Origin of the sequence: Aureibaculum luteum, assembly GCF_003449015.1 — a bacterium.
GTDB lineage: Bacteria > Bacteroidota > Bacteroidia > Flavobacteriales > Flavobacteriaceae > Aureibaculum > Aureibaculum luteum.
In genome coordinates, this window is the sequence record NZ_QRGD01000005.1 from 50495 (window position 1) to 66251 (window position 15757).

Here is a 15757-nt window from a genome sequence, read left to right on the forward strand (position 1 = left end):
ACTTTGCATATCGTTACATACTATTAAAAGCATAAAAAATGAACATTCAAAAAATAGTCATTGCTGTAATTTATTTACTTGTATTTACTCAATTTGGTATAGCTCAAAGTACCGAACATCCTAATGTTATCCTAATTATGACCGATGATCAGGGATATGGGGATTTGGGTAGTACAGGAAACCCACACGTAAAAACACCTGTAATAGATGGGTTGGCTAAAGAAAGTTTAAGGTTCAATAATTTTTATGTCTCTCCAGTTTGTGCTCCTACTCGAGCTAGTTTAATGACTGGACGGTATTCATTACGCACAGGTGTTAGAGATACTTATAATGGAGGTGCAACAATGGCTTCTAATGAAGTAACCATTGCAGAAATGCTTAAACAGGCCAATTATACAACTGGAATTTTCGGAAAATGGCATTTAGGCGATAATTACCCAAGCAGACCAAGCGATCAAGGTTTTGATGAATCTCTTATTCATCTTTCAGGAGGAATGGGCCAAGTCGGTGATTTTACAACTTATTTTAAAGGTGATAAGAGTTATTTTGACCCTATACTTTGGCATAATAATAAGAAAGAAGCTTATGACGGTTATTGTTCAGATATCTTTACGGATAATGCCATTGAGTTTATCGAAAAAAATAAAGAGACACCTTTTTTCTGTTACTTGTCCTTTAACGCACCTCACACCCCGCTACAAGTTCCAGAGGAATACTATAAACAATATGCGAATATTGATCCGTCTTCAGGTTTTGAAAATGATGACAGGCCTTTTGTTGAAATGAACGAAAAAGATAAGGAAGATGCTCGTAAAGTTTATGCCATGGTTACAAATATTGATGATAACTTAGGTAAACTTTTTAAAAAACTTGATGATTTAAATATTGCTGACAATACGTTGATTATTTTTATGACCGACAATGGTCCACAACAAACAAGATACGTGGCCGGTATGCGTGGACGTAAAGGCAGTGTTTATAAAGGTGGTGTTAGAGTTCCTTTTTACTTGAAGTATCCAATGGCATTTAAAGGAGATAAGGATATTGACAACTTAGCAACCCATATGGATGTTTTACCAACACTTTCGCAGATATGTAATGTTGACTTACCCAAAGAAAAATCAATTGACGGAAAAAGTCTAGTACCAGTTATTATGGGAGAATCAATTAACTGGGACCATAGACCTTTATTTTTTTATTGGTCGCGTCGTTACCCTGAACTTTATAATAATATGGCGATACAAAAAGGAAATTACAAACTTGTTGGACATACTGATTATAATGCTGAAATTGAAAACTTCGAACTATTCAATATTCATGAAGACCCTTACGAGCAAAAAAATATTATCTTAAATAATAAAAATACCGCGAATAAACTTAAGAAAGAACTTGACTATACTTATAAAGAGCTCATTAACTCTGAAAACCTCGTTAATCAACCAAGAATTATAATTGGAACCGATCATGATAATCCTGTTATTTTGAATAGAAATGATGCCAGTGGACAACGTGGTATTTGGGATCAAGAAGAAATTTATGGTAAGTGGAAAGTTAGTATAAAAGAAGGCACCTATAATATCCGATTTAAATTTATAAAAAAGGTTAAGGCTAATGGAAAAATGTATTTGGAAACGAATACAATGGTAAACCAAATTGTAAATCAAATTGACAATACCGATATCATTGAGATGAATAATATTCATTTTTCAGATATGGATTGTGACTTAATACCTTTTTATAACATAGGGTCAAAAAAAATACTTCCATTTTGGGTAGAGCTTGAAAAAATTAACTAACCTCAAATATCTACCTTAACAATTAATGACTATTGCAGCATAGTTGAAAGACTTTTTCTATCTTCGCGGCATGCAACAAGAAAAAGCCTTAGCGATTTTAAAATCTGGTAAAAACGTGTTTTTAACAGGTTCTGCAGGTACGGGTAAAACGTATGTCCTTAACGAATACATTAAGTATTTACGAGCCAGAAAAGTGCCAGTTGCCGTAACGGCGTCAACAGGTATTGCTGCTACACATATGAATGGTATGACCATTCATTCATGGTCAGGCATTGGTGTTAAAGAACATCTTACTCAAGGAAATTTGGCAAGTATGAAAGCCAAAAAATACTTAAAAAAGAATTTAGGGAAAGCCGAAATACTAATTATTGATGAAATTTCAATGTTGCATAAGAACCAATTGAATTTGGTTGATAGAGTGTTACGTTATTTTAAAGATAATCAAGACCCATTTGGAGGCATTCAGGTGGTGCTCAGTGGTGACTTTTTTCAACTCCCTCCTATTGGTAAATACAATGAAAAAAGTAGAGATAAATTTTCTTTTATGTCTGAGGCTTGGGTAAATGCTAATTTTAGTGTTTGCTATTTAACGGAACAATACCGTCAAAGTGATTCTAGCCTTAATGATATTTTAAATGAAATTCGTACAGGTAATGTATCACAACAGAACTTACAAATTTTAAAAGAGGCTACCGAGCACACGCTAGAAAAGAAAGAAGTACCTACTAAATTATTTACACATAATACCGATGTAGATAAGATAAACACGGAACATTTAGTGGAATTAGAAGGTAGAACTAAAACTTTTAAAGCCACAGCCAAAGGAAATATAAAATTAATTGACACCTTAAAAAATTCAGTGTTGGCTAGCGAAAATTTACAATTAAAAATTGGAGCTAAAGTGATGTTCGTAAAAAACAACTCTGAAAAAGGATTTGTAAATGGTACCTTAGGTAAGGTAACAGGATTTAATGCAGAAGGACATCCAAAAGTAAAACTATCTGATAAAAGAATTATTACGGTTGAGAAAGAAGATTGGTCAATTCAGGATGATCATAATAAAGTACTGGCCAGCTTCAGTCAATTTCCATTGCGTTTAGCTTGGGCAATCACGGTTCACAAATGTCAAGGAATGACTTTAGATGAAGCTGAAATTGATCTATCCAAAACCTTTGAACGCGGACAAGGTTATGTGGCTTTATCACGTTTAAAAAGAATAGAAAACCTTCAATTAAAAGGTTTTAATGAAATGGCGTTAATGGTTGACCAACTGGCACATAAAGCAGATATTCGTTTTCAAGAACTTTCAAATGATGTCGATCAAAAATATACTATTGATGCACTTAATATAATGGCTCCTGCCTTTATAAGAAGCTGTGGTGGGACTACAAATGTTAAGGATATTGATAAGAATAAGAAAAAAATTAAAGAGAAAAAGTCAACAAAGCAATCGACATATGATTTAACATTATCTTATTTACAGCAAAAAAAATCTATTGAAGAAATTGCTGAAGAAAGAGGCATGACAGCTGGTACGATTTCAGGTCATGTTATTCGACTTCGTAGTGATTACCCAAAAGAAGATTTAAGTTTCTACAAACCTAAAAAGGCACTTTTCAATAAAGTAAAGAAGGTGTATGAACTTCAATCTAAGGGTAATGAAATAAGTTCAAAAGTAATTTTTGACGCCTTAAATGGCGAAGTAAGTTACCAAGATATTAAACTCTGTATTGCTTTTCTTTAAGCATATATGATGCTGCCCCTCCTTTAACAAGATTTTAAACCTTTTTATTCTCTTTTTGTTTAGTTTTGTAGCAAATCATTCAATTTGAAAAAAATCTTATTTTTAATAGTATTTATCACAACCTTAGCTTTGGAGGCTCAGCAAAAGCGGATTGAAATATTACATGCTGACACTTCTATTGAAGATGATGAAAGATACCCTAACGGTACGGTTTTATTAGGAGATGTATTTATAGAGCATGAAGGTTTTACTTTAAGAAGTAAAACAGCGGTACATTATAAGCTACAGAATATAATAAGAGCCTTTGGAAATGTTGTTTTGAATCAAGGTGACACACTAACACAAACTAGTGATTATGTGCAGTATAATGGTAAGACAAAAAAAGCAAAATCATGGGGTAAGGTTGTACTAAACAATCAGGAAATGACTTTGATTACAGACACGTTAGACTTTGACCGAAAAAAGCAGCAATTGTTTTATAAAAGTGGTGCAACCATTAAAGATACTGCCAATGTTTTGGTCAGTGAAAAGGGAAATTATTATTTAAAAACCTCTAAATTTGAGGCACTTTCTAATGTTATTCTCACCAACCCTGATTATGTGTTGGAATCTGACCATTTAGATTATTATACAAGTAATGGACAAGCATTTCTTTATGGACCCTCCACCATTACTGGAGAAGACAACCACATTTATACCGAAAGTGGGTTTTATGATACTAAAAAAAATATTTCTCATTTTACTAAAAACTCAGTGCTCACCTACCAAAACAGGTCTATTACTGCAGATAGTTTATATTATGATAGGAATTTAGCCTTTGCCTCAGCCACCAATAATATAAAGATGTTAGACACATTAAATAATGCCGTAATTCGAGGTAATTATGGTGAGTTTTACCAAAAATTAGATTCCGCTTTTGTGATAAACAAAGCCGTTGCTATAACAGAAATTGAGAAAGATTCAATGTATGTACATGGCGATACATTGCTGGTAACTGGCAAACCTGAAAATAGAATAATTAGAGCTTATAATCGCGTAAAATTCTTCAAGAGTAATTTAAGTGGTAAGTGTGATTCAATTCATTCAGATCAAAAAACGGGACTCACCCAAATGTTTAGAAATCCTGTATTATGGTCGCAAGAAAGTCAAATTACTGGAGACACTATTCACTTACTTTCAAATTCTGTAACAGAGCAATTAGACAGTTTAAAAATCTTACGTAATGCCTTTGTGATTCAAAAAGATTCTGCAGGGTATAATCAGATAAAAGGTAGGAATATATTAGGGAAATTTATTGACAATGATTTAGAAGATGTTAATGTTGTGGGTAACGCAGAAAGCATATTTTATGTTAGAGATGATGAAGACAATCTTAATGGAATAGATAAAAGTACGTGTAGCTATATCAATTTTCAATTAAAAGATAAGAAAATCAAAAACATTACGTATTTCGTTAACCCTGAAGGAACTATTTATCCACCCTCTAAAATACCAAAAAGTGATCGTATTTTTCGTGGTTTTGTTTGGCGTGATAAAGAAAAACCAAAAAAAATGGAAGATATTTTTATAAAGGATGATGATGTAATTAAAGTTAAAAAAGACGAACAACGTACTGTAAATTCGCTAGAACTTATCAATAAAGATAGTGGACAAAAATAGTTACCGTATGCAATCAGATTTTATAAAATACCAAGCTCAAACTTCTCCTCACCCATTAGCATTAGAAATATCGCATGCCGAAGGAACTTTTGTTTATGATACAAGGGGTAAAGAGTATCTCGATTTCATTGCAGGTGTTTCTGCCAATAGTTTAGGGCACAACCATCCTAAAGTCAAAAAAGCTATAATTGATCAGGTTAATGCCTATACACATGTTATGGTTTATGGAGAGTTTGTTCAAAAACCAGCAGTTGAACTCTGTAAACATTTAGTAAATTTACTTCCTCAATCAAAACAATGGTCGGTATATTTAACAAATTCAGGAACTGAGGCAACAGAAGGAGCATTAAAATTAGCTAAAAAATTTACGGGTAGAACAGAAATAATAGCCGCCAAAAATGCTTACCATGGTAATACACAAGGTGCTATGAGTGTTTGCGGAAATGAGAATCAAAATAGAGCTTTTAGACCACTAGTTCCTGGCATTAAATTTATCACTTTTAATAATGAAGAGGAGCTAAAAAAAATCACTTCAAAAACAGCAGCCGTACTCTTGGAAACCATTCAAGGTGGGGCTGGTTTCATTGTTCCAAAAAATGATTATTTATTAAAAGTCAAAAAACGTTGTGAAGAGGTTGGTGCACTGTTAATACTCGACGAAATACAAACAGGTATTGGCAGAACGGGTACATTCTTTGGTTTTGAAAATTACAACACCACTCCAGATATTATTATAACGGGGAAAGGTTTAGGTGGCGGCATGCCTATTGGAGCCTTTATTGCTCCTAATAACATGATGTCAATTCTAAAAGAAAACCCCAAATTAGGTCATATTACTACTTTTGGAGGGCATCCGGTAATAGCAGCTTCAGCCTTGGCGACAGTAAGGGAAATTAGCTCAACCAACTTAATGGCCGAGACCTTAGAAAAGGAAAAGTTATTCAGAAAAAGATTACAACATACAGCAGTAAATGAAATTAGAGGTAAAGGATTACTATTAGCTTTAATTGTTGACTCCCCGGAAATTGCCTCGCAAATTATCTTAAAATCGTTAGAGAAAGGTTTATTACTTTTTTGGCTACTATTTGAAGGGCGTGCTGTTAGAATAACACCTCCTTTAAATATTACCAATGATGAAATAGAAAAAGGATGTGAAATTTTACTTAATGTAATTAATGAAGTTACGAAAAACTAATGCTCAGTAGAAGGAAATCCGTTTTCCTTATCTTCTGAAACTTCGTTTTGCTTAGTGTCTTCATTACGTTCTTCTAAGGATTCTTGTTCGTTTAATACATCTTCCGCTTCATTTCTTTGTTGTACTTCATCATCGATATCATCCAAAATAGTTCCAATTTTTTTCTTATCTTTTATCATTGCCCAAGTCATCAATAAGCTTGTTGCAATAATTACAAATAGTAATATACCCGATTCAAAATTTTCTATCTGACCTTCTTTGGGTATGCTATAAAACAATAAAATAGTTATCAACCCTCTAGGTGCTATAAATAACTGCGGAAAAATATCTTTACCTATAAATATTCTTAAAATAACGTAGCGAATTGCATAAATAGAGGCTATAATTAAAAGACTAATACCTACTACACTTATACTAACTAAAGAAGATAAAACAATAGTAAGCCCAAAAATTACAAAGAAAAATGTACGTATTACAAAAGCTGTTTCTAATGTAATAATATGCAATTCATGATATATTTGGTCAATTTTATCTTTCTCTAAAAATATTGCTGTTTTTCCAGGAAAGAATAATTTCACGTTTGCAATTACCAATCCAAAAATCAATATAATTATTAATGAAGACAAATGGAATTTCTTACCAATAGCATAAAGTAAAAGCAATACCGCTATTAACAAGAAAAGTTTTGCTTGACTTTTAATTTTTTGAAAAATTAAGATGATACCATAACTGGCCACAAGAGCAATAATAATGGTTAATACTGTAGTTAATGCAAATTCTCCTGCCCCAACAGCATGTTCCGGATCAAGACCTCCAATCATAAAATAAAACATCATAATTCCCATTATATCTGAGAAGGTACTTTCATATATATGAAATTCTTTCTTCTTATCTCCTAACCCACTTACACTTGGTATAATAATAGCACTAGATAGTATGGACAACGGAATTGCGTATAACCAAGCAGAGGTCATTGACATTCCATCAACTGCATAATGCAGTATAAGTGCAGCTACCCATGCTGATGCCACTAAACCAATCAAAGCTATTGCCATTGATTTTAAAATAGGTATTAGTTTCTCTCGTTTCAATTCTAATTCTAAGGCAGCTTCAAGAACAATCATAATTAACCCAATTGTGCCTAAAATTTCTAAGGAAGGTCTAAAATCTATTTCTTCTCCTACAAAATAATCCATTGCAAATTTTAAAACAACACCTAATACTATGAGCATTAAAACCGAAGGAATATTTGTTTTTTTCGATAGTCCCGTAAACCAAAAAGATAAAATAATTATTACAGAAGCTCCAATGATTAAATTATAAGAAGATAATATTTCCATGTAGAATTAGTTTGGTTTGGTTTAACTAGTTAAAAATACCATTTAAAATTTTATAATGTTATTTTTCATTGATAATAACGGATATAAGTTACAATTTGTTTGAATCCTAGTAAAAAAAATACATGATTGATTAATCTACCTCCTAAAGAGCGTTCCTAAAAAGCTACTTTTAATGAGAACATCATTAAAGAACACAGCTTAAACACTGGCGTTTATAAATATTAACGAAAAATTTTAAACTTAATGTTAAAACTGTTAAGATGTGCTAATATTTAGTTAAAGTAAAAAATAACAGTAACAATTTGTCCTTCAAAAAGTCTATTAGGTATAACATAAAAATTAATCTAAAACATATTTATCATGAAAAAATTAAAATTAGTTTCTTTATCATTAGCATTATTTGTTGGATCTTTAACATATGCATCTAATGCAGAACCAGACACCAAATCAGAAATTAGAAGTCAAATTATTAGGCTATTAGATCAAAAGGAAGTCAACATTGATTCTGATCAATTAGTAGCAAATGTATCATTTATGCTAAATGAAAAATCAGAACTTGTCATCATTTCAGTTAGATCAAAAAATGATAAAAAAAATAATTCTATAATTGATACTTATATAAAAAAACACTTGAATTATAAAAAAGTAAAGGTGAATAAATTAAAAGTTGGTAAAGTTTATGAGATGCCTTTTAAAATGGTAAAATAATAAGTAATACATAAAAAAAAGAGACTGTCTTTAACTTAAAGACAGTCTCTTTTTTTATACAAAACACATTAATTATTCTTCAATTAATTTATCTAATAATTCTCTAATTGAATTACTGTTCCAATTGACAGCTCCATATTCTGACAATGCCACCTTTCCATTTTTATCTAAAATAAAAGTAGTTGGAATGGTTGACACTTCTAATTGCTTTGGTGCTTTTGACATTTGATTATATGTAGGGAAGTTATAATCATTCTTACCATAAAATTTCTCAACTTTCTCTTTATTATCTGTCGTTACAAATAAAAATGCCAATTTTTCATTATAATCTAAATACAGCTTATTTATCATGGGCATTTCTGCAATACAAGGTGGACACCAAGTTGCCCAATAGTTAATAAAAACTACTTTACCTTTTAACGATTCCAAGTTTATATCGTTCGCTGAGACAATACCTTCGAATTTCAAATCATAAGTATCTACTGCCAGTCGCTTATCAATTTGCTCAACAGAAGGAGAAAATAGTAAGGTCTTTACATAGGTAACACCTTGGGTTAACTTTGCTCTTGTACCCAAACCAAATGGTGTGAAAAGAAATATAATAAATCCGAAAAATAGAATATTAGATATCGTTTTTTTGTTAAGTTTCATATTACATTAGTAGTATAATTATTACAATCTTACAAAAATAAATAAAAAAAAGGTGCAACAAATGTTACACCTTAAATAACTTAAAACACTTGAATTGTTTTATCTGTTTACTGTCCCTGATGGGAAAGAAGCATTATCAAAAGTTAAATCATATGTTGCTGGTGCCGTTTCATTACCAGCAGTACCCAATAAAGGTTTTAATAAAAAAGGTGCAGGTGAATTATCTGGTGATGGTTCTACAGAAATTACTACCGTTCTTCCTCTAATATCTAATGGAAATGAGAATCCTGTCGGAGTGTTGCTAAAAAAATCTTCACCCGGAATTGGAGGACCTGCATTTTCAATTCCACTGAAAGAAGTTGCACTTCCTGCATTTTCATCTGCAACATCAAATGCCGTAAATGTCCCCGTAGATAATGGACCTTGACCATCTACAACAACCCAACCTTCGTATTTCCAACCAGCTTCTAAGGTTGGCAATGTAAAAGCGGGTGAAGGTGGTGCTCCAGGTGTACCAAACCAAATTCCACTTTCATCGTTACCATTATTATCTGCAGATTCATCCGTTGGAGATCTTAAAAAGAATTTCCCAGTTGGTGTAACTGTGGTAAAATCACCAACTGTACACACTGAAACTGTTGCACTACTCCCTGAAAAATCTCCGACAACCAATTTAGTATCAGAAGGAGTTGCTGCCGCAGTACCTGTTTCTCCTGCAGGCTCTATACTTAATACAAATCTAGTTGCCGCATCTAATTCTTCGGCATCTATGGCAAAAGTTTGACCTAATGAAATGTCTGAAAAAGTTCCCGTACTTACTGGAGCTCCATCAACTATAATCCATCCTTCATAAACGTAATCTGAGCCCAATTCTTCTAAACCGGTAACATTAATGGTTAAATTTTTTGTTGAAGGTGAAAAGTGGTTATCATCGTCACACGATGTAAATAGCAGTCCAAAAGCTGTAATAGCTAAAAATAAATTGTTTCTTGTCATAATAAAGTTTTTTATGTGTTAGTAATAGTGTTTTTATTAGAATCAATTGAGAGACCAATAATTTGAGTAAAATTTATATGACAAATATAAAAGAGGTAGGTTTTATAAAATGTTAGCTAGCTAACACTACGCCACTTTTTTAAGAATGCGAATTTCTTTTTTATAAAAATCTAAGATTTTTGCATGTTTTAATTCGTTAAGTATAATATTAAGTGTAGGTCTAGACGTTCCAATTAATGAAGCAATATCTTTTTGGGTATAAGGATGTTTAATAATTTTATCACCAGTCTTTTCACAATCATATCCATAATCTTCACACAACTCATCTAAGAACTCTAACAGTCTAGTTTTCGTATCTTTAAATAGTAATAATTGAATTCTTCGTTCCAGCCTTTTTATACGTAATCCAATGAATTTATAAATTTTAAAGCTTACGGAAACATTATCTCTCATCAGTTCAAAAAGTGTTTCTTTTGATATTGGACAAATTGATGTAGTATTATCAATAGATTGTGCAAATTCATTTCTTTTATCAATTCCTAAAATGGCTTTTTCTCCGAACATTTCTCCCTTAGTCAATATTGCTCTAACAATTTCTTCACCATCATCATTATATTGACCAATTTTAACTTTACCTTTATTAATCAAATAAATTTTATTGGCAGAATCTTGCTCAAAATAGATATAATCACTTTTTTTATAAGAACTAAATTTATGGTTTGAAGAATACTCCGAATATTTATGAGGACATAAAATTTTAAAAAGATTTACATCATCAAAAAACCACATATTAGTTTTCATAGCTATATTGTTTTGGTTGATGATTAAGTCGATTGGTAGTCCTATTTCTTACAAAAAAATAAAAAAAGTAGGCTATAAGCCGGATTCTGTAATTCAGTTGAACTGAAATCCTTATCATTTATCTACGTTATACATTACTGCATAACTTTAGCTGTTTACCCCTTGGAATTGGACGCGTACCCTTACCCTTTCGGGACTCCAATATACGTAACATTGCATCTCATAGAGTTTACCTGGTTTCACTACAGCCTAACTGTACTTGCTTTCTGTTGCACTTGTCCTTGGCTCACGCCAGACGGATGTTATCCGCTATGATTCGCTGCGATGTCCGGACTTTCCTATTCCACCATAAGTGAAATCGATAAGGTAGCCTACTTTCTGCAAAAATAGAACTAATAAAAATGTGAATCTATAATTAATGGATAAAAAAAATCCCACTCCTTAATTAAAAAGAGTGAGAAAATTGCTATGAAAAAGAAATATTACTGAACTATTGCTCAGCAATACAAATATATAAACGTGGTCTCTATAATATTATTGTAACGTATAAGTAATTAATGATAAAATAAATAAAACGAAGTGTAACTAATTAAAAAACAACACGTTATTAAATGTTAAAAATTTGTTACATAAAAAAACCCACTCTAAATTAGAGTGGGAAAATTGCTATGAAAAAGAAAAAGTGTTGAATTTTACAATTCAACAGGGCAAATATATAAATTTTATTACTAAAAACAGTAAAAAATTATCAATAAATGATTAATTCATACCTGTATTATGAAAACATATCTTTGACCTTTTCAAAAAATGATTTATCCGAATGTGTTGGTATCGGTGCAAAATGCTCATCATCTTTCATCGATTCGAAAAAATCTTTTTGATCTTTCGACAAGTCCTTTGGAGTCCAAACATTGACATGAATTAACAAGTCTCCTTTACCGTAACCTTCTAGACTTGGCAAACCTTTACCTCTTAATCGTAATATTTTTCCGGACTGCGTCCCTGCTTCAATTTTAATTCTGACTTTACCTGTTAAGGTATCAATTTCCATACTTTCACCAAGTACCGCATCAGGAATACTCACATACATATCATAGTGTAAGTTATTACCCTCACGTTTTAACTTATCATGCGGAATTTCTTGGATAACGACCAATAAATCTCCAGATATACTATTTCCAGGAGCTTCATTACCTTTACCTGATACTTTTAATTGAACACCATCTACAACACCAGGTGGAATTTTAATAGAAACACTTTCTTCTTTTTCTATTAAACCTTGAGCATCTGAGCCACTGGGTCTATGATCTATCATTTGACCAGCACCTTGACACGTAGGACACGTAGTTGCTGTCTGCATTCTCCCTAATATGGTATTGGTAACTCGAGTAACTTGACCTTGACCATTACATGTACTACAGGTCTTATAAGTAACTCCCTTGGCTTTAACCAAACGCTTTACTTTTACCTTTTTTTCGACACCATTAACAATTTCTTCTAATGTTAATTTGACACGAATTCTAAGATTACTTCCTTTCACTCTAACACCACCTCTACTTTGACCACCTCCGCCAAAACCAGAAAATCCGCCTCCGCCGCCAAATGCACCACCAAAAATATCTCCAAATTGACTGAAGATATCGTCCATATTCATTCCACCACCGCCAAATCCTCCACCTTGACCACCTTCAAATGCAGAATGTCCAAATTGATCGTAACGAGATTTTTTATCAGCATTACCTAGTATTTCATAAGCTTCCGCTGCTTTTTTGAATTTTTCTTCTGCCGTTTTATCATCAGGATTTTTATCCGGATGATATTTAATAGCCTTCTTTCGATACGCTTTCTTTATTTCTGCAGCAGATGCACTTTTTTCAATTCCTAATATTATATAATAATCTTCCTTCAAAATTTAAAATTTAATTACACTGAAAATAATTTATTGACCAATAACTACTTTAGGATAACGAATAATTTTTTCACCCAACTTATATCCTTTTTCTGTTACGTCAATAACCTTTCCTTTTAATTTTTTTGATGGAGCTGGAATTTGAGTAATAGCTTCATGTATTTCAGCATCAAATTTATCACCTTGCTTCACCTCTACCTTAGTCAACCCCTTTAGCTCTAATGTTTTTAGAAGTTTCTGATAAATTAACAACACTCCTTTACGTAATTCTTCAGCCTCTTTATCGTCTTCTGCATGCGTTAATGCACGCTCAAAATCATCTAAAACCGGCAATAAAACAGTCATTAAGTCTTGATTTGCAGTTTTAAATAACTCTAATCTCTCCCTTGAAGTTCTTTTTTTATAATTTTCAAACTCAGCAAATAAGCGTAAATACTTATCTTTTTCCTTTTGAATTAAATCTTCAGTAGTCGGTTCTGCAGTATCATTCACTTCTTCTCCATTAACTTCTGCCTGACCATCTTGAACATTTCCTGTATCTTGAATCTCTTCTTGATTTGTATTTTCTTCTGTACTCATCTCTATGAATATTTAACATTAAAAATTTAGTTTGCAAAAGTACTGCCAATTCCTCTAAAATGCCATAATGTCAGAAGAAAAATTTTAATAGAGAAATATTACCCTACTATTTACTAAAACAATAGTAAAAAACATGTTATATTTCTATGAAAAAGGATTAATGCACTTCACTTTTAAACAAAAAAAATCCAATTTCACCGAAATAAAATTGGATTTATAAATTTTTGAGATTTTTAAAATTAATCTACTCTTATAATTTTTGCTCCGATAGCTTGCAAACGTTCATCAATACGTTCGTACCCTCTATCTATTTGCTCTATATTATGGATTGTTGAAGTCCCCTTAGCAGAAAGTGCCGCTATTAATAGTGAAACACCTGCTCTAATATCAGGTGAAGTCATGGTTGTAGCTTGTAAGTCAGATTTAAAATCATGACCAATTACAGTGGCTCTGTGTGGGTCACATAATATAATTTTAGCTCCCATATCTATCAATTTATCAACGAAAAACAAACGGCTTTCGAACATTTTTTGATGAATTAATAAACTTCCATTTGCTTGTGTTGCCACAACCAAAATAATACTCAATAAATCTGGTGTAAATCCAGGCCATGGAGCATCAGATATGGTGAGTATAGAACCATCTATAAAACTCTGTACATTATACCCATTCTTATGTTCTGGTATATGAATATCATCACCTTGACGTTCTACTGTAATTCCTAATTTTCGAAAAACGCTTGGTATAACTCCTAAATCATCCCAACTGACACCTTTAATGGTCAATTCACTTTTTGTCATTGCTGCCAAGCCGATCCAACTTCCAATTTCAATCATATCAGGCAACATTCTATGTGATGTTCCACCTAATTCTTTAACCCCTTCTATATGTAGCATATTAGAGCCTACACCGGTAATTTTGGCTCCCATTCTATTCAACATTTTACATAATTGCTGTAAATAGGGTTCACAAGCGGCATTATATATCGTCGTTTTTCCTTCAGCCAATACAGCTGCCATAACAATGTTTGCAGTACCTGTAACAGAAGCTTCATCTAGTAACATATATGCTCCTTTCAGCGTTTTAGCTTCTACACCATAAAAATGATCTTCTTTATTAAAGCGAAACTTAGCACCTAACTTCATAAAACCCTCAAAATGGGTATCTAAACGTCTTCTACCTATTTTATCTCCACCTGGTTTAGGTATATATCCCTTTCCAAAACGTGCTAACAAAGGCCCCACAATCATAATTGATCCACGTAAACCACTACCATCTACTTTAAACCTCTCTGACTCTAAATATTCTAAATTAACATCATCTGCTTGAAAAGTATAGGATCCTTGACCGTTTTTCTGAATTTTTACACCAAAATTCTCTAAGAGACTAATAAGCTTGTTTACATCTACAATATCTGGAATATTTGAAATTACAACTTTTTCTGGTGTTAATAATACTGCACACAAAATTTGTAAGGCTTCATTTTTTGCTCCTTGAGGTGTAATTGAACCTTTTAGTTTATGACCGCCTTCTATTTTAAACGTCCCCATTGTTGATTATCAGGTTTTTTAGTTGTGGTTTTTTCTATTTGATTTACTATAATGATAAATTAGTTGGTTTTTAAAAACCATTACTTATCATTATCTTTTCCTACGATTCTTATTTGAATTATTTTTATGCTTATTCGTAGGTTTATTTGTAGATTTATTTGTAGGCTTTTTTCTTAATAAATTTTTAATTTCAGATAAAGTTTCATCTGAAGTACTTAAATTTATTTTTCCATGAGAAAGTTCTGCTAAATGTTTAAATATAACATCATCATCAACAGTATCTTTATTCCAATTAAGAAAGCATTTTTTCATGTGGTTAGCAATCGTAAAAATAAGTGCTTCTTTAAGTTCTCCTTCTTCCCATGTCAATGCAGTATCTATCATAGTCTGAATATTATGACCATAAAATTTATATTTTGAGGCTGCTTTAGGGTATTCTAACTTATCTGGTTTTGCTGTTAATTCAGCTTGTGATGGAGTTGTATAAGGTGAATCTGCATCCAAATTAAAATCAGACATGATAAAAAGCTGATCCCATAATTTATGCTTAAAATCTGGAACATCTCTTAAATGCGGTTGTAAATTACCCATTACATCAATAATGGCATTCGCCATTTCGTTACGTTCTTCTTTTGTTTCTAACTTAATACAATGGTTCACAAGCTTCTGTACATGTCTCCCATATTCTGGTATTATCAAATGCTCTCTCGCTGAATTGTATTCTAAATCGTAGTCAATCATAGTAATATATATGTAGTACCCTAACGGATATTTTTAAAAAGTATTTTTATAGTATGCACAAAGAAACAATTATTTGTTTAAAGCATAG

General features: G+C 32.0%; 13 protein-coding genes and 1 other RNA gene. 5 read left to right on the forward strand and 9 right to left on the reverse strand.

Annotated elements, in window-relative coordinates:
• Window positions 1-38 precede the first annotated feature (38 nt).
• The 4 genes from D3P13_RS12485 to D3P13_RS12500 all read left to right on the forward strand — a co-directional run bounded on the left by D3P13_RS12485 (window position 39) and on the right by D3P13_RS12500 (window position 6394).
• Window positions 39-1796: an arylsulfatase gene (locus tag D3P13_RS12485; protein WP_117882921.1), complete on the forward strand. Its 1758-nt coding sequence runs from the start codon at window positions 39-41 to the stop codon at window positions 1794-1796.
• A 70-nt stretch (window positions 1797-1866) separates the two neighbouring features.
• Window positions 1867-3540, forward strand: coding sequence for an AAA family ATPase (locus tag D3P13_RS12490; RefSeq protein WP_117882923.1), 1674 nt, complete (start codon window positions 1867-1869; stop codon window positions 3538-3540).
• Between the two features lie 84 nt (window positions 3541-3624).
• On the forward strand, window positions 3625-5199 hold the full coding sequence (locus D3P13_RS12495) for an OstA-like protein (RefSeq protein ID WP_232829183.1): 1575 nt from the start codon (window positions 3625-3627) through the stop codon (window positions 5197-5199).
• Between the two features lie 7 nt (window positions 5200-5206).
• Window positions 5207-6394 carry an aspartate aminotransferase family protein gene (locus tag D3P13_RS12500; protein WP_117883438.1) on the forward strand — a complete coding sequence of 396 codons (1188 nt, stop codon included), beginning with the start codon at window positions 5207-5209 and terminating at the stop codon, window positions 6392-6394.
• Here the strand turns inward: D3P13_RS12500 and D3P13_RS12505 are convergent.
• The gene (locus D3P13_RS12505) at window positions 6391-7734 is read right to left on the reverse strand and encodes a cation:proton antiporter domain-containing protein (protein WP_117882925.1); all 1344 of its coding nucleotides are present in this window, start codon (window positions 7732-7734) and stop codon (window positions 6391-6393) included. The genes D3P13_RS12500 and D3P13_RS12505 overlap by 4 nt on opposite strands.
• Window positions 7735-8094: 360 nt before the next feature.
• On the opposite strand from D3P13_RS12505, the gene D3P13_RS12510 reads away from it, so the two are divergent.
• Window positions 8095-8442, forward strand: coding sequence for a hypothetical protein (locus D3P13_RS12510; protein ID WP_117882927.1), 348 nt, complete (start codon window positions 8095-8097; stop codon window positions 8440-8442).
• Between the two features lie 72 nt (window positions 8443-8514).
• Here D3P13_RS12510 and D3P13_RS12515 read toward each other — a convergent pair whose 3' ends face one another.
• The 8 genes from D3P13_RS12515 to D3P13_RS12550 all read right to left on the reverse strand — a co-directional run bounded on the left by D3P13_RS12515 (window position 8515) and on the right by D3P13_RS12550 (window position 15669).
• Complete coding sequence (locus tag D3P13_RS12515; protein WP_117882929.1) at window positions 8515-9093, reverse strand: TlpA family protein disulfide reductase; 579 nt, start codon at window positions 9091-9093, stop codon at window positions 8515-8517.
• Between the two features lie 99 nt (window positions 9094-9192).
• Window positions 9193-10089 carry an anti-sigma factor gene (locus D3P13_RS12520; protein ID WP_117882931.1) on the reverse strand — a complete coding sequence of 299 codons (897 nt, stop codon included), beginning with the start codon at window positions 10087-10089 and terminating at the stop codon, window positions 9193-9195.
• A 126-nt stretch (window positions 10090-10215) separates the two neighbouring features.
• Window positions 10216-10890 (reverse strand): Crp/Fnr family transcriptional regulator, encoded by a 675-nt coding sequence (locus tag D3P13_RS12525; protein WP_117882933.1) that lies wholly within the window; start codon window positions 10888-10890, stop codon window positions 10216-10218.
• 60 nt (window positions 10891-10950) lie between these two features.
• Window positions 10951-11268, reverse strand: an RNA gene (rnpB, locus tag D3P13_RS12530) — RNase P RNA component class A.
• 397 nt (window positions 11269-11665) lie between these two features.
• A complete protein-coding gene (gene dnaJ, locus D3P13_RS12535; RefSeq protein ID WP_117882935.1) occupies window positions 11666-12799 on the reverse strand; it encodes a molecular chaperone DnaJ in 1134 nt (377 codons plus the stop codon).
• Between the two features lie 30 nt (window positions 12800-12829).
• Window positions 12830-13378 (reverse strand): nucleotide exchange factor GrpE, encoded by a 549-nt coding sequence (locus D3P13_RS12540; protein WP_117882937.1) that lies wholly within the window; start codon window positions 13376-13378, stop codon window positions 12830-12832.
• A gap of 239 nt (window positions 13379-13617) precedes the next feature.
• Window positions 13618-14928, reverse strand: a complete 1311-nt coding sequence (gene murA, locus D3P13_RS12545) for a UDP-N-acetylglucosamine 1-carboxyvinyltransferase (RefSeq protein ID WP_117882939.1) — start codon at window positions 14926-14928, stop codon at window positions 13618-13620.
• Between the two features lie 90 nt (window positions 14929-15018).
• Window positions 15019-15669 carry a DUF4290 domain-containing protein gene (locus D3P13_RS12550; protein WP_198680026.1) on the reverse strand — a complete coding sequence of 217 codons (651 nt, stop codon included), beginning with the start codon at window positions 15667-15669 and terminating at the stop codon, window positions 15019-15021.
• Between the last annotated feature and the right edge of the window lie 88 nt (window positions 15670-15757).